Origin of the sequence: Coprococcus sp. RTP31081st1_H1_RTP31081_211007, assembly GCF_040227275.1 — a bacterium.
In the GTDB taxonomy this organism is placed as follows: Bacteria; Bacillota; Clostridia; order Lachnospirales; family Lachnospiraceae; genus Coprococcus; species Coprococcus aceti.
The window spans coordinates 881,580-900,196 of the sequence record NZ_JBEHVP010000001.1 but is presented as its reverse complement, the minus strand read 5'-3'; the positions used below and the strand labels follow the sequence as shown (position 1 = coordinate 900,196).

The following is an 18,617-nucleotide window of genomic DNA, read 5'->3' as shown; positions in this document are numbered from 1 at the left end:
GTGGATATAAACGTTGCACAATGGACAGCAAATGTGTAAAATGGAGTACATGTTGAAATATATGCGCATGTCAGCGTGCATAGACCACACAAAAGACGACAACAAATGACAAAGCTTATATATATGGAGGATAGACAGACATGGTAAAGATCATAATGCATGGTTGCAATGGAAAGATGGGACAGGTAATAACAGGTATCGTTGCAGGCGATCCTGATGCCGAGATCGTAGCGGGAATAGATGTTGTGGACAACAGGGATAACGGATATCCGGTATTTACAGATATAGATGCCTGCGATGTCGAGGCTGATGTCATCATAGATTTTGCAGCGGCTGTAGCTGTTGACAAGCTCCTCGATTACGGTGTGAGGACACAGACTCCTATAGTTCTCTGCACAACAGGTCTCTCAGATGAGCAGCTTGCAAAGGTAAAGGAGTGCAGTGCAAAGGTTGCCATACTCAAGTCAGCGAACATGTCACTGGGAATCAATACACTCATGAAGCTTCTGAAGGATGCTGCGAAGGTATTCTCACCAGCCGGATATGATATAGAGATAGTTGAGAAGCATCACAACCAGAAGGTGGATGCTCCATCCGGAACAGCTCTTGCTCTTGCTGATTCAATCAATGAGGCATGCAATGAGCAGTATGAGTATGTGTACGACAGAAGCCAGGTGAGAAAGAAGAGAGATAAGAAGGAGCTCGGAATCTCTGCTGTCAGAGGCGGCACTATAGTTGGAGAGCATGAGGTGATATTTGCAGGTATTGATGAGGTTATAGAGTTCAAGCACACTGCATACTCCAAGTCAGTATTTGCAAAGGGTGCTGTTGAGGCAGGAAAGTTCCTCAAGGGCAAGCCTGCAGGAATGTATGATATGGCGGACGTTATAGGATAGGAGCGGTTATGGAGATTTCAACCAGGACAGAGGATGGCGAGCTTGTTCTGTGCGCCAGCTCGATATATAATCAGAAGTTTTATCTGAACAAGGAATTTTCAAAGCTTCCTGATGAGATAAAGGACGAGCTTCACGCCATGTGTGGAGCGTTTACACAGGAGGTCGGAGGAATATTTATGTTGGTGTTTGACGACGCCGGCAATCTGAAGATACAGACGAGGGCACTTGAGGATGACCTGTTATTTGACGACATAGGATGCGGACTCAAGGTCAAGAAGCTGCAGAATGAAAAGAAGGAGCTGTTCCAGAGTCTGGAGCTGTTCTATAAGATATTTATACAGGGTGTTGACATTAACAGTCTTGTAAATGAATGATATAAAATAATTGGAAGATCAGGAAGGAAAAAAGGGCATGTTATTTGCTATTGATGCTGGAAATACAAATATTACGATAGGACTGTTTGACGGAGAACGCCTGGAGAAGACCTTCAGGATGACCACCGGGATATCGAGAACATCGGATGAGTACGGAGTATTTCTGTGCGACTGGCTCAGAATGAGACAGTTGTCAACTGATGTTATAGATGAAGTTATAATCGCTTCGGTTGTTCCGAAGATCATGCATTCCCTGGTGAATGGCATAAAGAAATATTTTGGAATAACACCACTCATAGTTGAGCCGGGAATAAAGACGGGGATCAATATAGCGCTGCCAAACCCGAAGCAGCTTGGAGCTGACAGAATAGTTGACGCAGTTGCGGCTTATCATATGTATGGCGGACCGGTTCTCACGGTGGACTTTGGAACTGCCACAACGTACGACCTCATCAATGCCGATGGCGTGTTTGAGGCTGAGGTCACATCGCCGGGTATAAGGCTTATTGCAAATGCTCTGTGGACGGGAACAGCCAAGCTTCCTGAGATAGAGATAAAGGTGCCTGAGACGATACTGTGCAAGGACACGATATCCAGTATGCAGGCCGGTGTGTGCATGGGCTATATTGGCCAGACAGAGTATATAGTGAAGAGAATGCGCAAGGAGTCAGGATACGACAACATGAAGGTCGTGGCTACCGGCGGACTTGGAAAGATGATATATGAGAACACGGACTGCATAGATGTGTATGATCCGGATCTCACACTTCACGGACTCAGACTTATCATGGACAAGCAGAAATAAGTCGAATTTTGCAAATTATATATTATTATAGAAGCAATGGAGAAATTTATGGATTTCAGAGATAAATTGATCCTGGCGCCGATGGCTGGTGTATGTGACCAGCCATTTCGTCTTTTATGCAAGGAACAGGGCTGTGATATCCTGTACAGCGAGATGGTGAGCGCCAAGGCGATATATTATAAAAATAAGAACACGAAGCCGCTTCTGGCTATGGATGAGCGGGAGAAGCCATTTGGGCTGCAGCTCTTTGGCTCTGATCCTGAGATCATGGCGGAGATGGCAAAGAGGATAGAGAGCAACGGTTATTCGTTCATAGATGTAAATATGGGCTGCCCTGTGCCGAAGGTGGTCAACAATGGAGAGGGATCTGCGCTGATGAAGGATCCGGTTCTTGTTGGAAGGATAGTCGAGGCCATGGCAAAAGCTATAAGTATACCGCTGACCATCAAGATAAGAAGCGGATTTGATTCAGAGCATATAAATGCGCCTGAGATAGCACATATAGCCCAGGAGAGCGGGGCTGCCGCTGTGGCGGTGCACGGAAGGACAAGGCAGCAGTATTATCAGGGACATGCGGACTGGAGCGTCATAGCCAGGGTGAAGGAGGCGTGCATCATCCCGATCATTGGCAATGGCGATATAAACACTCCTCAGGACATCATAGACATGAGGGCGCAGACGAACTGTGACGGCTTTATGATAGGAAGAGGTGCGAGGGGCAACCCGTGGATATTCCGCGATATGAAATACTACTACGAGCATGGCGAGCTGCCGGACAAGCCTGACATATATGAAGTGAAGGATATGATGCTGAGACATGCGAGACTCATGGTTGAGTTCAAGGGTGAGTACACAGGTATCCATGAGATGAGAAAGCACGTGGCATGGTACTCAGTCGGAATGTATGATTCGGCAAAGCTCAGGAGCAATGTGAACCAGGTTGAGACTTACGAGGAGCTTGAGGAACTGCTCTGTAGATGGGCTGACAGCGCACCTGAAAAAGTCATTGTGAGTTAACATAAAAACAAAAAATGTAACAGAAAACAAAGATTTTATTAAAAACTCTAAAGTAAAAATATACAAGATGCTGATTTGTTTCAAAAATGTTACGGTACTAAAATGTAAAATATGCACAAAAATAGCATTTTAAAATGTTGCATGTTTACATTAACGGAATTAAAGATTTTATGCGAGTTGTGCATGATTTACAAAAATATCCACTTTGCTTGACCTTTCTTTTGACAGAGATTATAATAGCGTCATGAGTTAAATTTTAACGGTTTTGTAACAATTCTGAAACCGTAAAGAAATTAAGGAGAAAAGGTTATGCAAAAGTTTTCAGATTCATCACGTATGAAATCACAGAAACTAATGAAGACATCACTGAAAAGGAACGTAAAGAAGATTAGCATAGGAGCAGTACTCCTGGCAGTTGGATTTTCATCATACGCAGTTATCGCATCAGATGACAGCATGGTTTCATCCAAGGGCAAGGGAGTGTCGATCGCAGCAGCAGCAGGTAATACATTATACGCAGACAACACAGCAGACTATGGAGAGGCAACATCATCAGTTGCACTGGCAGATGGTACTCTGTCAGATGTCAACAAGACTGGTTCAGTAGCCCTCTCAAGCAAGAAGACAGTTAAGAAGACTTCAGCCATAAGCGGTGGAGTTCAGGAGAGCACAACAGAGGCTCGTGCAACAGAGGCTGCACAGCAGGCAGCAGATACAACAAAGTCAGAGCCTACCACACAGATGAAGGTTAAGGATAAGGATAAGTCAGCAGCAGGACTTCCTGACGATCAGATATCAGTTGATCCATCAACAGAGAAGTCAACAGATGGACTTCCTGATGACAAGGTTATCTATGTGAATGGTGAGACATCAGGTACATATCTCGGAACATTCTGGATTACGGCATATTGTCCATGTCCAATCTGCTGCGGTGAATACAGCAACATGGATAACCCGACAACAGCTTCAGGCGCACCTGCAGTCGAGGGTGTGACATGTGCAGCGCCAAGTAACTTTGCATTTGGTACAGAGCTTATAGTTGATGGTCATACATACACAGTTCAGGACAGGGGTGGAGCTATCAATGGCAATCATCTTGATATCTACTTCTCAAACCATCAGGCAGCTCTTAACTTCGCAACAGGCTACTATGATGTATATGTAAAGTAATAAAAAGCAGAAATTGTATACAGATATATTAAAGACCCGCCGTAAGGCGGGTTTTTAAATGCAGTGAGATAAGTGTTGGGAAAGTGTTGGAAAAGTCGCATGAATGAGGCGGGCTATAGCTTGTTTTTTATAAAATGCTGTGTTATAATGCACACGATTATTTGTAAGAATACAGGTGATTCTTGAGTTTAGTACATAACGAAATGTTTAAATATATTTATTAAGGAGATTGGCAAATGGAACTTATCTACAGAAGCACAAGAAATGCAAATGAGACAGCAACAGCATCACAGGCTATACTTAAGGGACTTGCTAATGAGGGGGGCCTTTTTGTACCAGATTCTATACCAGCACTTGATGTGTCTCTGGAAGACCTTGCAAAGATGAACTATCAGCAGGTTGCATACGAGGTTATGAAGCTTATGTTCACAGACTTCACAGAGGCTGAGCTTAAGCATTGTATAGATTCAGCATATGATTCAAAGTTTGATACACCGGTTATAGCACCACTTGTGAATAAGGCAGGAGCATATTATCTTGAGCTTTTCCATGGATCAACAATAGCATTCAAGGATATGGCACTTTCAATCCTTCCATATCTTCTCACAACATCAGCAAAGAAGAATGGCGTAAAGAATGAGATTGTCATCCTCACAGCAACATCAGGTGATACAGGTAAGGCTGCCCTTGCAGGATTTGCAGATGTTCCTGGAACAAAGATAATCGTGTTCTATCCAAAGCACGGTGTAAGCCCTATTCAGGAGAAGCAGATGGTTACCCAGAAGGGAGATAATACATTTGTTGTAGGTATCACAGGAAACTTCGATGACGCTCAGACTGGCGTAAAGAAGATGTTCTCAGATGCAGAGCTTGCAAAGTACATGGATGAGAAGGGATATCAGTTTTCATCAGCAAACTCAATCAACATCGGACGTCTTGTCCCTCAGATGGTATACTATGTATACGCTTACACAAGACTTGTTGCAGACGGAACCATCAAGGCAGGCGACAAGATCAACGTGGACGTTCCAACAGGTAACTTTGGTAATATCCTTGCAGCATACTATGCCAAGGAGATGGGACTTCCAATCGCAAAGTTCATCTGCGCATCAAATGACAACAAGGTTCTGTTTGATTTCTTCCAGACAGGAACATACGATAGAAACAGAGAGTTCATACTCACAACATCACCATCGATGGATATCCTCATTTCAAGCAACCTTGAGAGACTGATATACAAGATCGCCGGAAATGATGCTGAGAAGAACTCGGAGCTTATGAAAGAACTCACAACAGATGGAGTGTACACCATCACAGACGATATGAAGGCAAAGCTTGCTGAGTTCTATGGTGGATATGCAACAGAGGCAGAGACCGCAGCTACCATCAAAAAGGTATATGAGTCAGATGATTATATCATCGATACACATACAGCAGTTGCAGCTACAGTATATGAAAAGTATGTGGCAGAGACAGGAGATAAGACACCTACAGTCATCGCGTCAACAGCAAGCCCATACAAGTTCACAAGAAGCGTTATGAACGCTATAGACCCTGAGTATGATTCCAAGACAGACTTTGAGCTTGTCGACGAGCTTGAGAAGCTCTCAGGTGTAAAGGTACCTCAGGCTATAGAGGATATCAGATCAGCAAAGGTTCTCCACGACACAGTATGTGACAAGGAGGATATGCTTGCAGAGGTTAAGGGATTCCTTAATATCTAAAGCATAGTAAGAGACATAAGCTGGTATATCTGATAGGAAATAGGCAGATATAATATACGAATAAAGCATAAATACAATATTATAGATTGACAGTTCATTAGTACCATCCTGTCACTAAACAAAACTAGGACATAAGAAGATCAGAATGTCCTATTCTGGTCTTTTTTTGTGGTGAACAGTTGGATGCTTATAGGAGGAGTTATGTATAAGTTAAAGACAAAGGCAAGTTTTGACAGCGCCCATTTTTTGAAAGATTATGACGGCAAATGCAGCAATATCCACGGACACAGATGGACGGTGGAGATCAAGGTCGGTGCGGAGACTCTTGAGAGCGATACACAGAACAGAGGAATGGTGGTTGATTTCTCCAATCTGAAGAAGGATCTGAAGGAGATTGCGGATCACTTTGACCACAGCCTTATCATGGAAACGGGAAGCCTGAAGCAGGCGACGGAGGATGCGCTGTTAGCGGAAAATCTGAGAATCGTGAAGGTTGATTTCAGACCTACTGCTGAGAACTTCGCAAAGTATATATACGATGAGATGGCAGGCCGGGGCTACAAGGTCATAGAGGCAAGTGTGTATGAGACACCGAACAACGTGGCTTCTTATTGTGAGTAAATATATATGATAGGATTCCGGTGAGAAGCTGGAAGGTCTAAAAATCTGGAAGATGTGAGAGAATGGAGAATATACACCGGGAGAAAGGAAATACAGTCGTGAGCACATACAGAGTAGTAGAGAGATTTATAAGTATCAACGGTGAGGCTGCAAGAGCCGGAGAACTTGCCGTGTTCATAAGATTTGCGGGATGCAATCTTGATTGCGGTTACTGCGATACCAAGTGGGCAAATGAGGCAGGCGTTCCTTACGAGGAACTCACAGAGGATGAGATCATCGATTATGTCAGAAGAACAAAGGTGAAGAATGTAACCCTGACAGGTGGGGAACCGCTGATACAGAAGGACATAGATAAGTTGCTCCTTGCATTTGAGCTGGAGGATGATGTAAGGGTCGAGATCGAGACAAATGGAAGTGTGGATATCGCAGAGTTCAAGGCTCTTGGGGGAAATGTATCGTACACGCTGGATTACAAATGTCCATCCAGCGGCATGGAGAATGACATGTGCCTTGCAAATTATAACTATATAGACAAGAATGATTCGGTGAAATTTGTGGTCGGTTCACAGGAGGATCTGGAAAAATGTTTTGAGATAGTTAGGGAGTATGCGCTGGATGAGAAGACGAGAGTATTCATCAGTCCTGTGTATGGCAGCATAGATCCTGCGGATATAGTGGATTTTATGATCGAGAACGATATGAATGATGTGAAGCTTCAGTTACAGCTTCACAAGTTCATTTGGGATCCGGAAGAAAGAGGTGTATAAGATGGCGATAGATAAAGAGGCTATAAAGGAACACGTAAGAGGAATATTGATTGCCCTTGGAGATGATCCTGACAGGGAGGGACTTGTAGAGACTCCTGACAGGGTTGCGCGTATGTACGAGGAAGTATTTGAGGGAATGAACTACACCAATGACGAGCTGGCCGAGATGTTCGGCAAGACATTTGCTGAGGACGGAGTGGCAAGGCAGGCCGGTGACATGGTGTTTGTCAAGGATATAGAGGTGTTCAGCTACTGTGAGCATCACATGGCGCTTATGTACGACATGAAGGTGTCAGTCGCATACATTCCAAATGGAAGAGTGCTCGGACTTTCTAAGATAGCGAGGATTGCGGATATGGTGGCGAAGAGACTTCAGCTCCAGGAGAGGATAGGCTCGGACATAGCCTACGTCATATCCAAGGCTGCTGGAACTGAGGACGTGGCGGTCATGATAGAGGCACATCACAGCTGCATGACGGCAAGGGGCATCAAGAAACCGGGAAGCAAGACCATGACGACCACTCTCAGGGGAAGATTTGAGAGCGACACAGCTCTGCAGAACAAGTTGCTGATGATGTACAATGCGGGAAGATAGTCATCGATACACTGAATTGATAATGGGGAATTGGTTTATACGGGACTGTTATAATGCGGCCTGGAATATCATATTTGATTATATATGGAGGATGAGATTATGCAGAATTTGAAGAATAAGGATGAGGCAGTTGTAGTATTCAGTGGAGGACAGGACAGCACAACGTGTCTGTTGTGGGCACTCAAGAAGTATAAGAAAGTGTACGCCGTATCATTTGACTATGGACAGAGACATGCGTTAGAGCTTGAGTGTGCTAAGGAGATCGCGGACAAATTCGGAGTGGAGCATCACATACTCGACATGAGCCTGTTGAATCAGCTTGCGCCAAATTCACTGACAAGAACAGATATGAAGGTTGACGAAAATGCACCTGAGGAGGGCACGCCGAATTCATTTGTCGATGGAAGAAATATGCTATTTCTTACATTTGTAGCAATATTTGCCAAACAGAGGGGAATATCTGATATAATAACAGGAGTGTCCCAGAGTGACTTCTCAGGATACCCGGACTGCAGGGATATATTTATCAAATCGTTAAATACAACACTTAACCTTGCAATGGACTACGAGTTTGATATAATAACACCATTGATGTGGATCGATAAGATGGAGACATGGAAGATGGCTGATGAGCTGGGCGGACTGGATGTTATCAGAGATATGACACTCACATGTTACAATGGCATCAAGGGCGAGGGCTGCGGACATTGTCCATCATGCAAGCTCCGCAAGAAGGGGTATGATCTGTACATGAAGTACAAGGAGGATCACAAGTAAATAAGCAGTATCAAAGGGAAAGGTTGTGTTATTGAAAGTATGAAGAATATGCTGTTCATCATGAATCCCAAAGCGGGTAGGACTACTCTGAAGAATTCTTTGGTGGATGTGCTGGAAGTGTTCTGCAATAACGATTATGCGGTCAGGACATATCTTACGAAATCGGCAGATGACGCAGAGAGAATTGTTCAGGAGGAAGGTGCAAACTACGATGTGATCGTATGTGCGGGGGGCGATGGAACCCTGGGCAACACAGTTACAGGATATATGAAGAGCGGGATAAGGGTTCCACTTGGATATATTCCGTGTGGCTCCACCAATGACTTTGCAAGGAGCATGGACATACCGAGAGAGACGGTAGAGGCGGCTGAGATGATAGTGAAGGCAGAGCCGTTCTCCATAGATATAGGAAGTCTGAACGACAAGAACTTTGTTTATGTCGCAGCTTTTGGAATGTTCTCAGATACATCATATGCAACGCCGCAGAATATGAAGAATATATTTGGACATGCGGCATATGTATTGCAGGGGATAAAAAGCTTGGCAAATGTACCATCTTACAAGATGAAGGCTACAATAGACGGGGACGAGCAGGAAGGCGAGTTTATATTCGGTATGGTGTCCAACTCGGTATCCGTTGGAGGGTTTAAGAGTATAACCCGAAAAGGAGTTGAGTTCGATGACGGACTTTTTGAGGGAGTACTGATAAGGACAATGAAGACACCGGCTGATCTGGAGAGAGTGGTCAGGGCACTCCTTACAGGTGATGTGAATGAGAGGAGCATGGTTTCATTCAGGGCTCACAGGGTCAAGTTTGATGCAGAGGATCCGGTTGCATGGACATGTGATGGTGAGTTCGGCGGAGAATATAAGGAGACCAAGATACACATCCACAGGAGAGCGATAGATCTTCTGGTCGTTCAGGAAAGCGAACAGGATGAGGTTATAGAATAATAGAATCGAGGATTTTACAATGGGTAAATATTTTGGAACAGATGGATTCAGAGGCGAGGCAAATGTAGACCTTACAGTGGAGCATGCCTATAAGGTTGGAAGATACCTTGGCTACTACTATGGCAAGCAGCATGAGGATGGAAAGGCTCATGTCGTCATCGGAAAGGATACGAGACTTTCAAGCTACATGTTCGAGTATTCTCTGGTTGCGGGACTTACAGCCAGCGGAGCTGATGTATACCTGATGCATGTAACACCTACACCTAGTGTGTCTTATATAGTCCGCACAGGTGATTTTGACTGCGGTATCATGATCTCAGCCAGCCATAACCCATACTATGACAATGGAATCAAAGTAATCAATGGTCAGGGCTACAAGCTTGAGGCTGCCATCGAGAATGAGATCGAGCAGTATATAGACGGTGAGCTTGGCGAGATACCATTTGCAAAGAAGGACAGCATCGGTAAGACCACCGACTACACAATGGGAAGAAACAGATATATAGGTTATCTGCTCACGATTCCTACCAGACCTTTCAAGGGAATGAGAATTGGTCTTGACTGTGCAAATGGTGCGTCATATCTGGTTGCAAAGTCGGTGTATGACGCTCTCGGAGCAAAGACATATGTCATCAACAATGAACCAAATGGAACAAACATCAACACGGACTGTGGTTCAACACACATTGAAAAGCTTCAGGCATTTGTCAAGGAGAAGGGACTTGATGTGGGATTTGCATTTGATGGTGATGCGGACAGGTGTCTTGCAGTGGACGACAAGGGCGAGATCGTGGATGGAGACAAGATACTCTATGTCTGCGGTCGTTATCTGAAGGATAAGGGCGAGCTGAACAACAATACCATCGTCACAACTATCATGTCCAACCTTGGACTTTACAAAGCACTTGACAAGAAGGGCATCAACTATGAGAAGACGGCAGTCGGTGACAAGTACGTGTTCGAAAATATGATGGAGCATGGACATTCCATCGGCGGCGAGCAGTCAGGACATATCATCTTCTCCAAGTATGCAACAACCGGTGACGGTGTCCTCACCTCACTGATGATCATGGAGACTATACTTGGACGTAAGGTCAAGCTCTCAGAGCTGTTCCACAGCCTGACGATATATCCACAGCTCCTTGTGAATGTCAAAGTTTCAAGCAAGGATGCAGTCATGAACGATGCTGATGTGCTGAAATTGAACGATGAGATAGCAGCAGAGCTTGGAGACGACGGAAGACTTCTTCTCAGACAGAGCGGTACAGAGCCTGTCATCAGAGTTATGGTCGAGGCAGCCACAGATGAGCTGTGTGAGAAGTATGTATACAAGATGGTGGATCTCATAAAGGCAAAGGGATACGCAGTGGAGTAGAGAGTGGTATAAAAGCTCAAAAGATACAAAGTACGTAAAATTTGTATCTTTTGGGCTTTTTTCAATTCCAGGTGGAAGCCGGAAGGACTATGTGGTAACCTGCCGCGTCAGGAGAGAAGCACAGCGCGACCGGTGAGGCGAGGTTGTGACAGAGAGATGTGGATTTTCTCAAGTTTAAATAGATAAATACTTGCGAAACATACTGCTGTTGGTGAAAATGCATGAAAAAAGTGGGGTATAATCCTAAAAATGATAGAATTTATCTGTTGACATGTTGTGGTAAAACAGATAAAGTTTTATGTGGTGAAAGATATGACTGTTACCAGACATACGATGAGAATTATGTGGCCGTGACAGTTACAATAATATAACATGAGAGGCATATATTTATGAACGAATGTTTAAGATCCCATTATTATGACGAGGACGAGATGCACGAGATGCACGAGGAGTGCGGAGTCTTCGGTATCTATGATTTCGATGGAAATGATGTGGCGAACACGATCTATTATGGTCTGTTTGCATTGCAGCACCGTGGGCAGGAGAGCTGCGGTATAGCGGTGTCAGACACTGCTGGTCCTAAGGGCAAGGTCAGCTCCTTAAAGGGCATGGGTCTTGTGAATGAGGTGTACACACCTGATTCACTGAGCAAGCTAAAGGGAAATATCGGCGTGGGTCATGTGAGATATTCAACAGCCGGTGCCAGCACTATAGAGAATGCACAGCCACTGGTTCTCAATTATGTAAAGGGAACTCTGGGACTTGCACACAACGGCAATCTGGTAAATGCTCCTGAGCTTAGACGTGAGCTGGAACTCACAGGCGCTATATTCCAGACTACAATTGATTCTGAGGTAATAGCTTACCATATAGCCAGGGAGAGAGTTAAGTGCGGTTCCGTTGAGGAGGCTGTCACTAGAGCTCTCAAGAAAGTAAGGGGATCATATTCACTTGTCATCATGAGTCCTAGAAAGCTTATTGGAGCCAGAGATCCATTTGGTTTCAGACCGCTTTGTATAGGAAAGCGTGATAACGCATACATACTGGCATCTGAGAGCTGTGCGCTCGATACAATAGGTGCCGAATTTGTCAGGGATGTGGAGCCTGGAGAGGTTGTAACCATATCACCTGAGTATGGAATCCAGTCGTACAAGAACATGTGCCAGGAGCAGCATGCAAGATGTATATTTGAGTATATATACTTTGCGAGACTTGATTCAGTCATAGATGGAATGTCTGTGTACGATTCGCGTATCACAGCCGGAAGATGCCTTGCAAAGGACAGCCCGGTTGACGCTGATGTGGTAGTTGGCGTTCCTGAATCGGGAAATGCAGCGGCCATGGGCTATTCACTTGAATCGGGTATTCCATATGGAACGGCATTTGTCAAGAATGGATATGTGGGAAGAACATTCATAAAGCCACAGCAGAGCCAGAGAGAGTCCAGCGTGCGTGTTAAGCTGAACGTCCTTAAGGAGGCTGTAAATGGCAAGCGTGTCATAATGATAGATGACTCTATAGTTCGTGGAACTACGAGTGACAGAATAGTTGGCATGCTCAGGGAGGCAGGAGCGACAGAGGTCCATGTAAGGATCAGTTCACCTCCATTCCTGTATCCATGCTACTTTGGAACTGACATTCCGGACAGAGAACAGCTCATAGCATACAACAGGTCTGTAGATGATATATGCAAGATCATAGGCGCCGACTCTCTGGCGTACCTGAAGATGGAGAGACTTCCGGAGCTCTCAGGCGGAAGACAGTACTGCCATGGATGCTTCAGCGGCCAATATCCTATGAAACCGCCTACAGAGGACATCAGAGGTGACCACGAGGATTTCAAGAGAGGATCGGAGTCTCACATTATATCATGAGGAGGGGCCCGCGTAAGCGGGAGGAGTCCTGGTGATAGCGCACGAAAGTGCGCACTTGTCGGAAGACAATAAAGTAAAAATTCGGAATCATATCAGCGGAAAAGCAGATATTGATTCCGAATTTCTGGTTTATGCAAAAAAAGCATGGAAATAATCTGAAACCCATGTATAATAGTTGTGTGATAAGATATAAAAGCATTTGTCAGCTGGCAGATGCGGGAGACTACAGGAAGAAAGAGGTAAAGACATGAGTAAGGACAAGTACGAAAGCCCACTGTGTGAAAGATACGCTAGTAAGGAAATGCAGTATATTTTCTCACCTGATATGAAGTTTAAGACATGGAGAAAGCTGTGGATAGCTCTTGCTGAGACAGAGAAGGAGCTTGGTCTCAAGGACGAGAACGGCAATCCAAGAATCACAGATGAGCAGATCGAGGAGCTCAAGGCTCACGCTGATGACATCAACTATGATGTTGCCAGAGAGAGAGAAAAGCTGGTTCGTCACGACGTAATGAGCCACGTATATGCATACGGTGTTCAGTGCCCTAAGGCAGCAGGAATAATCCACCTTGGAGCAACAAGCTGCTATGTAGGCGATAACACAGACGTTATCGTTATGACAGAGGCATTAAAGCTTGTCAGAAAGAAACTCATCAATGTTATAAATGAGCTGGCAAAGTTCGCAGATCAGTATAAGGATCTTCCAACTCTTGCATTTACACATTTCCAGCCTGCACAGCCAACGACAGTCGGCAAGCGTGCAACACTCTGGATGCAGGAGCTGCTCCTTGACCTCTCTGATATAGAGTACATGATCAGCCAGCAGAAGCTTCTCGGATCAAAGGGAACAACTGGAACACAGGCAAGTTTCCTTGAGCTCTTCGGAGGAGATCACGAGACAGTGAGAAAGATAGATGGAAAGATCGCTGAGAAGATGGGATTTGCTGAGTGCTATCCTGTATCAGGCCAGACATATTCAAGAAAGGTCGACTCAAGAGTTCTTAATGTGCTCTCAGGCATCGCACAGAGTGCACACAAGTTCTCAAATGATATCAGACTTCTCCAGCACTTAAAGCAGATAGAGGAGCCATTTGAGAAGAACCAGATTGGTTCATCAGCTATGGCATACAAGAGGAATCCAATGAGAAGTGAGAGAATCGCATCACTTGCCAATTATGTAATGTGCGACGCGCTCAATCCTGCTATCACAGCCGCAACACAGTGGTTTGAGAGAACACTGGATGACTCAGCAAATAAGCGTATCTCAGTTCCAGAGGCATTCCTCGCAGTTGATGGAATCCTTGATCTGTACCTGAACGTTGTTGATGGTCTTGTGGTATATGACAAGGTTATCTATCAGTGCTTCATGAAGGAGATTCCATTCATGGCAACAGAGAATATCATGATGGATGCTGTTAAGCGTGGCGGCAACCGTCAGGAGCTTCATGAGAAAATCAGAGAGTACTCAATGCTTGCTGGTGAGCAGGTCAAGAAGTACGGAAGAGAGAATGATCTCGTTGACCGTATCGCAGCAGACCCTGATTTTGGTATGACAAAGGAGGAGATCGTATCTATCCTTGAGCCAAAGAACTTCGTAGGTCGTGCTCCTGAGCAGACAAGAGAGTTCCTTGCAGAGGTCATTCAGCCTATCCTCGATGAGAACAAGGATATCCTCGGTGTTACTGCGGAGATCAATGTATAAAGATATGAATTAAAAAATATATAGAGTAAAGATGACGCTGGCGCATTTGCAGTGTTGATATGTCTGTTCTGTCATGGACATATCAACAAGCTTATGTGCCGGCGCTTTTTATATATTGAATGGGTGTCATTTTGCGGCGGAATGCGGATTACATGGACTGACAGACAGCTCAATTCTACGCATAAAAATTCTTGTCGTAATTTCATTAGATTTGCATTTGCTAAGGTACGAATAGGTACATTCTAAGGTTTACATTTGGAAATAGATGTGTTAGTATGGTTAGCGAAAACTAACCTAAAAATTAATACAAAAGAGTGTTAAAGGGGCAAAAGAGATGTTGGTGACAATAGTTGCGGCGGTAATTGTTATGGTGGCCTATTTCCTTCTTCTGTACGGAATGGTCGCATTTGTACAGGATAAGAGATTTATGAGCACAGCACCGAAGGAGAATCTGGCGGTGATTCCTGACAGAAAAGAGAGATTTCGCGGAGCTCATGCGGTTGGTTGGTGTATAGAAGTAGTTGCACTTCTGCTGTTTATAGGAGCTATCGTGCTTAGCGTGTGGGATGGCGTACGGCATGATTTCGGCTACTGGAAGTTCTTCGCGCGATTCATAGTGATAATGTATGTGATGGAGATCTATGATATAGGTTTCTTTGACTGGGTGCTGCTCTGTCATTCAAACTTCTTCCCACGTTATTATCCGGAGGTCAAGGGAGTTGTGGGACCTCATATGTTCGGATACAATATGAAGATGCATGTTATGCACTTTATTATATATATTCCTATCTGCGCTGTGGTCGCCGGGGTGTGTATGCTGTTTTAGAAAAGACTAAATCTACTTAGGTTATCTTTTGATATAGTCATGATAGTTATTGAACAGCCTTGGAATGATATAGTATAATATTATCAATAATAATTGGAGGTTGATAGTATGCCAGAAATATCACTGTTTTATGGAATCAGAATAACTATGTATTATGATGATCATAATCCGCCACATTTTCATGCAGAATATAACGGAAATAAAGCTATAATAGATATAAATGAAGCACGGGTTATAAAAGGTGCATTGCCTTCAAGGCAGTTAAAGCTCATACTTGCATGGTGCGTAATTCATCAAGATGAGTTAATGCAGAATTGGGAATTATCGAAGGATGGTTTGCCATTAAACAGAATAAATCCATTGATTTAAAAATTTATATACTATACAGAGAGGGGGAATTGGCATGATATATGATATAGTGCAAGTGGTTCCATTTGATGATTATACAGTATATGTGTATTTTGAGGATGGCAAAATTGTATGTTATGACGCAAAACCACTACTGGATAAGAAAGTGTTTGAACCGCTTAGAGACAAAGATTTCTTTTTGAATTCATGTACAATTTTGAATGGAACTTTGGCATGGGATGTGACAGGAACGAGGGATACATCAAAATGTCTGGATATTGATCCGGATACGTTATATGAATTGGAAAATGTTAAAGAGAAAATAGCGTAACATAAATCGGTATACAGTAAACTATAAATAGCTGGTGTATGGACGAAACGTCTGTGCGCCAGTTTTTTTGTGCAGACAATAATACAGAGTTTGTATATGCACAGGATTTGGGTGGCTGTCGGGGCAACTATGAAAAAACTGATCAGCGTGATATAATGAGCATTGTTCGATGTATTTATGAAATATAAGGGGATATATTATTATGATGAAACTGACAAAGGAAGAACAGCACAGGCAGTGCATAAAAGAGATCAAAGCGACGCTGCTTGTGGTATTTATATGTTTTTTATGGCATGTGCTAACCGCGTTCCTGCTAAATGGCACCGGGGGGACGGTGTTCCATATGCCGGCGTGGTTTGTGGTTTCGGTGCTTGGAACAGTGGTGCTTGCGGTGATCGGGGTATTCTGGCTGCTTAAGTTTGTGTTCGTAGATTTCCAATATGAAGAGGATGAGAGTGAGGGTGAAAATGAACAGTAATCAGATATTGATCTTATCGGTTTTTCTCGGATATCTGTTATTCAATATTGTGGTGAGCTTTGTCTATAGCAGAAGGGCGGAGAAAAGTCTGCACACAACGTCCGAGAAGAAGTATTTCATAGGCGGAAGAAATATGAACGGAATCGTCCTAGCTATGACGATCATGGCGACATACACTTCCGCAAGTTCATTTATATCAGGGCCGGGTGCAGCAGGTCTTACATATGGATATGCACAGGCGTGGATAGCTGCTATCCAGGTCCCGGTCACATTTCTGGTACTAGGTGTACTTGGAAATAAGCTTGCGATAGTGTCCAGACGAACGGGCGCTGTGACAGTGGTGGGCTACTTCAAGGCGAGATACAAGAGCGATGCGCTGGTGGTCATCACGAGCCTTGGACTTATAGTTTTCTTCATAGCACAGATGATAAGTCAGTTTACGGGAGGGGCCACACTTATAGCATCCATAACGGGAATGGATCATGTGACTTCACTTTTGATATTTGGCACAGTCGTGATATTGTACACAGCCATCGGCGGATTCAGTGCGGTTGTCATAACTGACACGATTCAGGGAATAGTAATGTGTATCGGAACATTCCTGTTTATATTCTTTGTCTTAAGGAGCGGGGGCGGTCTTGCAGCGATAGATGCCGGTCTTCAGACAAATCTGCCGGAGGTATACGATGACATTTTCTCGAAATACACGCCAGGAGGGCTGCTCAGCTATTGGGTGCTTGTGGGATTTGGAACGCTGGGGCTTCCCCAGACTGCTGTGCGCGCCATGGGATTTAAGGATACGAAGAGCATGCACAGAGCGATGTGGATCGGAGTTCTCACATGCAGCTTTGTGATCGTGGGAATGCATCTTGCAGGAACATGGGCTGGCGCACTTGTCGATACGGACAATCTTCCAACTTCGGATTATTTTATACCATATATAGTACAGAAGATCATGCCGCCTGGAATAGCAGCGGTATTCCTCGCAGCGCCGATGGCAGCAGTCATGTCGACAGCGGATTCGCTCCTCATACTTGCCACAGCAGCTATAGTGAAGGATCTGTGGAAGAATTACGTGGTGGGTGATGATCCGGTGAAAAATGAGAAATACGACAAGAATGTCAAGCTGGTGAGCACGATACTTACGATGTTGCTCGGCGTGGTGGTGATGGTTCTCACGATCAATCCGCCGGATATAATTTTCATGCTCAATATGTTTGCATTTGGCGGACTTGAATGCACATTCTTTTGGCCCCTTGTGGGAGGTCTGTTCTGGAAGAAGGGAACTAAGCAGGCGGCGGTGTGCAGCAGCGTAGGCGCAATCGCAACATATATATTTGCAACGTATTTTATCAAGATCGCTGGGATAAATGCGGTCGTGTGGGGACTGATGGTAGGTGCGGTGCTGTACTTTGGAATTGGATTTGTAACGGGAAGAAAAGGACTTGATCCGGATATTCTAGACAAGTGCTTTTGATATGTGCGCAGGATGTATGAACATGAAAATAGAGTTGAAAGGTAAAATGAAGCATGAATGAGATAAACGACAACAAAAAAGCTATGTCCGAGGATGTGAAACAGGCGCTGATAAGGTTTAACAAGGACAACATCTATGTCCAGAACCTGAAGATAGAGCTGGCCGATATGAGCCTTGGATATGTGAAGGGCAAGATGATGGTCACAGAGGATGTCCTGAATCCATATGGTTCTGTGCATGGTGGATGCCTGTACTCACTTGCGGATATAGTGAGCGGGATCGCAGCATGTACCTACGGAAAGTTTTCTTCAACTATAGATGGAACCATGACATATATAGCTCCGGCTATGAACACGGAGTATCTCATATGCGAGGGAATGGAGATCCGCCAGGGCAAGAAGGTGTCACTGTACGAGGCAAATATTTACGATGACAAGGGACAGCTTGTAGACAAGGCAAGGTTCTCATTCTACATGATGAACCGTTCTGTTGTGGAATAGATGGGA

The 18,617-nt window shown here is 44.4% G+C and carries 20 protein-coding genes; all 20 read left to right on the top strand.

Annotated features, from left to right (window positions below; all coding sequences use genetic code 11):
* Positions 1-140: 140 nt before the first annotated feature.
* Positions 141-896 carry a 4-hydroxy-tetrahydrodipicolinate reductase gene (gene dapB / locus ABUA31_RS03950; protein WP_022216597.1) on the top strand — a complete coding sequence of 252 codons (756 nt, stop codon included), beginning with the start codon at positions 141-143 and terminating at the stop codon, positions 894-896.
* A gap of 8 nt (positions 897-904) precedes the next feature.
* On the top strand, positions 905-1,270 hold the full coding sequence (locus ABUA31_RS03945) for a DUF6145 family protein (protein WP_015533275.1): 366 nt from the start codon (positions 905-907) through the stop codon (positions 1,268-1,270).
* A gap of 37 nt (positions 1,271-1,307) precedes the next feature.
* A complete protein-coding gene (locus ABUA31_RS03940; RefSeq protein WP_015533274.1) occupies positions 1,308-2,075 on the top strand; it encodes a type III pantothenate kinase in 768 nt (255 codons plus the stop codon).
* Between the two features lie 48 nt (positions 2,076-2,123).
* A complete protein-coding gene (gene dusB, locus ABUA31_RS03935) occupies positions 2,124-3,092 on the top strand; it encodes a tRNA dihydrouridine synthase DusB (RefSeq protein WP_022216595.1) in 969 nt (322 codons plus the stop codon).
* 309 nt (positions 3,093-3,401) lie between these two features.
* Positions 3,402-4,262 (top strand): 3D domain-containing protein, encoded by an 861-nt coding sequence (locus tag ABUA31_RS03930; RefSeq protein WP_055143847.1) that lies wholly within the window; start codon positions 3,402-3,404, stop codon positions 4,260-4,262.
* A 236-nt stretch (positions 4,263-4,498) separates the two neighbouring features.
* Entirely contained in the window at positions 4,499-5,986 is a 1,488-nt protein-coding gene (thrC, locus tag ABUA31_RS03925; protein ID WP_055223684.1) for a threonine synthase, read from the top strand.
* A 201-nt stretch (positions 5,987-6,187) separates the two neighbouring features.
* Positions 6,188-6,607 (top strand): 6-carboxytetrahydropterin synthase QueD, encoded by a 420-nt coding sequence (gene queD / locus ABUA31_RS03920; protein WP_055143848.1) that lies wholly within the window; start codon positions 6,188-6,190, stop codon positions 6,605-6,607.
* A 62-nt stretch (positions 6,608-6,669) separates the two neighbouring features.
* The gene (queE, locus tag ABUA31_RS03915; RefSeq protein WP_199669315.1) at positions 6,670-7,374 is read left to right on the top strand and encodes a putative 7-carboxy-7-deazaguanine synthase QueE; all 705 of its coding nucleotides are present in this window, start codon (positions 6,670-6,672) and stop codon (positions 7,372-7,374) included.
* A gap of 1 nt (position 7,375) precedes the next feature.
* The gene (gene folE, locus ABUA31_RS03910) at positions 7,376-7,969 is read left to right on the top strand and encodes a GTP cyclohydrolase I FolE (protein WP_022216590.1); all 594 of its coding nucleotides are present in this window, start codon (positions 7,376-7,378) and stop codon (positions 7,967-7,969) included.
* A 99-nt stretch (positions 7,970-8,068) separates the two neighbouring features.
* On the top strand, positions 8,069-8,746 hold the full coding sequence (gene queC / locus ABUA31_RS03905) for a 7-cyano-7-deazaguanine synthase QueC (RefSeq protein ID WP_349818429.1): 678 nt from the start codon (positions 8,069-8,071) through the stop codon (positions 8,744-8,746).
* A gap of 39 nt (positions 8,747-8,785) precedes the next feature.
* Complete coding sequence (locus ABUA31_RS03900) at positions 8,786-9,700, top strand: diacylglycerol/lipid kinase family protein (protein WP_349819967.1); 915 nt, start codon at positions 8,786-8,788, stop codon at positions 9,698-9,700.
* A 19-nt stretch (positions 9,701-9,719) separates the two neighbouring features.
* The gene (glmM, locus tag ABUA31_RS03895; protein ID WP_055223692.1) at positions 9,720-11,075 is read left to right on the top strand and encodes a phosphoglucosamine mutase; all 1,356 of its coding nucleotides are present in this window, start codon (positions 9,720-9,722) and stop codon (positions 11,073-11,075) included.
* A gap of 389 nt (positions 11,076-11,464) precedes the next feature.
* Complete coding sequence (gene purF / locus ABUA31_RS03890) at positions 11,465-12,949, top strand: amidophosphoribosyltransferase (protein ID WP_055143859.1); 1,485 nt, start codon at positions 11,465-11,467, stop codon at positions 12,947-12,949.
* A 247-nt stretch (positions 12,950-13,196) separates the two neighbouring features.
* Positions 13,197-14,651, top strand: coding sequence for an adenylosuccinate lyase (gene purB, locus ABUA31_RS03885; RefSeq protein WP_015533264.1), 1,455 nt, complete (start codon positions 13,197-13,199; stop codon positions 14,649-14,651).
* A 334-nt stretch (positions 14,652-14,985) separates the two neighbouring features.
* Entirely contained in the window at positions 14,986-15,477 is a 492-nt protein-coding gene (locus ABUA31_RS03880) for a hypothetical protein (RefSeq protein WP_117548577.1), read from the top strand.
* 108 nt (positions 15,478-15,585) lie between these two features.
* Positions 15,586-15,846 carry a DUF4160 domain-containing protein gene (locus ABUA31_RS03875; protein ID WP_015533263.1) on the top strand — a complete coding sequence of 87 codons (261 nt, stop codon included), beginning with the start codon at positions 15,586-15,588 and terminating at the stop codon, positions 15,844-15,846.
* A 34-nt stretch (positions 15,847-15,880) separates the two neighbouring features.
* On the top strand, positions 15,881-16,156 hold the full coding sequence (locus tag ABUA31_RS03870) for a DUF2442 domain-containing protein (RefSeq protein ID WP_022216586.1): 276 nt from the start codon (positions 15,881-15,883) through the stop codon (positions 16,154-16,156).
* 202 nt (positions 16,157-16,358) lie between these two features.
* Complete coding sequence (locus ABUA31_RS03865) at positions 16,359-16,634, top strand: YhdT family protein (RefSeq protein WP_173796682.1); 276 nt, start codon at positions 16,359-16,361, stop codon at positions 16,632-16,634.
* Positions 16,624-18,111 (top strand): sodium/pantothenate symporter, encoded by a 1,488-nt coding sequence (panF, locus tag ABUA31_RS03860; RefSeq protein ID WP_055223698.1) that lies wholly within the window; start codon positions 16,624-16,626, stop codon positions 18,109-18,111. The genes ABUA31_RS03865 and panF overlap by 11 nt, the downstream gene beginning before the upstream one ends.
* A gap of 53 nt (positions 18,112-18,164) precedes the next feature.
* On the top strand, positions 18,165-18,611 hold the full coding sequence (locus tag ABUA31_RS03855; protein WP_055223699.1) for a PaaI family thioesterase: 447 nt from the start codon (positions 18,165-18,167) through the stop codon (positions 18,609-18,611).
* Positions 18,612-18,617: the final 6 nt, after the last annotated feature.

Bases quoted from the DNA above. Each gene is read 5' to 3' on its own strand.
- queD (WP_055143848.1), top strand. From the start codon at position 6,188: ATGTATAAGTTAAAGACAAAGGCAAGTTTTGACAGCGCCCATTTTTTG.
- dusB (WP_022216595.1), top strand. From the start codon at position 2,124: ATGGATTTCAGAGATAAATTGATCCTGGCGCCGATGGCTGGTGTATGT.
- ABUA31_RS03865 (WP_173796682.1), top strand. From the start codon at position 16,359: ATGATGAAACTGACAAAGGAAGAACAGCACAGGCAGTGCATAAAAGAG.
- ABUA31_RS03900 (WP_349819967.1), top strand. From the start codon at position 8,786: ATGAAGAATATGCTGTTCATCATGAATCCCAAAGCGGGTAGGACTACT.
- dapB (WP_022216597.1), top strand. From the start codon at position 141: ATGGTAAAGATCATAATGCATGGTTGCAATGGAAAGATGGGACAGGTA.
- ABUA31_RS03930 (WP_055143847.1), top strand. From the start codon at position 3,402: ATGCAAAAGTTTTCAGATTCATCACGTATGAAATCACAGAAACTAATG.
- ABUA31_RS03870 (WP_022216586.1), top strand. From the start codon at position 15,881: ATGATATATGATATAGTGCAAGTGGTTCCATTTGATGATTATACAGTA.
- ABUA31_RS03880 (WP_117548577.1), top strand. From the start codon at position 14,986: ATGTTGGTGACAATAGTTGCGGCGGTAATTGTTATGGTGGCCTATTTC.
- queC (WP_349818429.1), top strand. From the start codon at position 8,069: ATGCAGAATTTGAAGAATAAGGATGAGGCAGTTGTAGTATTCAGTGGA.
- thrC (WP_055223684.1), top strand. From the start codon at position 4,499: ATGGAACTTATCTACAGAAGCACAAGAAATGCAAATGAGACAGCAACA.
- purB (WP_015533264.1), top strand. From the start codon at position 13,197: ATGAGTAAGGACAAGTACGAAAGCCCACTGTGTGAAAGATACGCTAGT.
- ABUA31_RS03945 (WP_015533275.1), top strand. From the start codon at position 905: ATGGAGATTTCAACCAGGACAGAGGATGGCGAGCTTGTTCTGTGCGCC.
- panF (WP_055223698.1), top strand. From the start codon at position 16,624: ATGAACAGTAATCAGATATTGATCTTATCGGTTTTTCTCGGATATCTG.
- queE (WP_199669315.1), top strand. From the start codon at position 6,670: ATGGAGAATATACACCGGGAGAAAGGAAATACAGTCGTGAGCACATAC.
- ABUA31_RS03940 (WP_015533274.1), top strand. From the start codon at position 1,308: ATGTTATTTGCTATTGATGCTGGAAATACAAATATTACGATAGGACTG.
- folE (WP_022216590.1), top strand. From the start codon at position 7,376: ATGGCGATAGATAAAGAGGCTATAAAGGAACACGTAAGAGGAATATTG.
- ABUA31_RS03875 (WP_015533263.1), top strand. From the start codon at position 15,586: ATGCCAGAAATATCACTGTTTTATGGAATCAGAATAACTATGTATTAT.
- purF (WP_055143859.1), top strand. From the start codon at position 11,465: ATGAACGAATGTTTAAGATCCCATTATTATGACGAGGACGAGATGCAC.
- ABUA31_RS03855 (WP_055223699.1), top strand. From the start codon at position 18,165: ATGAATGAGATAAACGACAACAAAAAAGCTATGTCCGAGGATGTGAAA.
- glmM (WP_055223692.1), top strand. From the start codon at position 9,720: ATGGGTAAATATTTTGGAACAGATGGATTCAGAGGCGAGGCAAATGTA.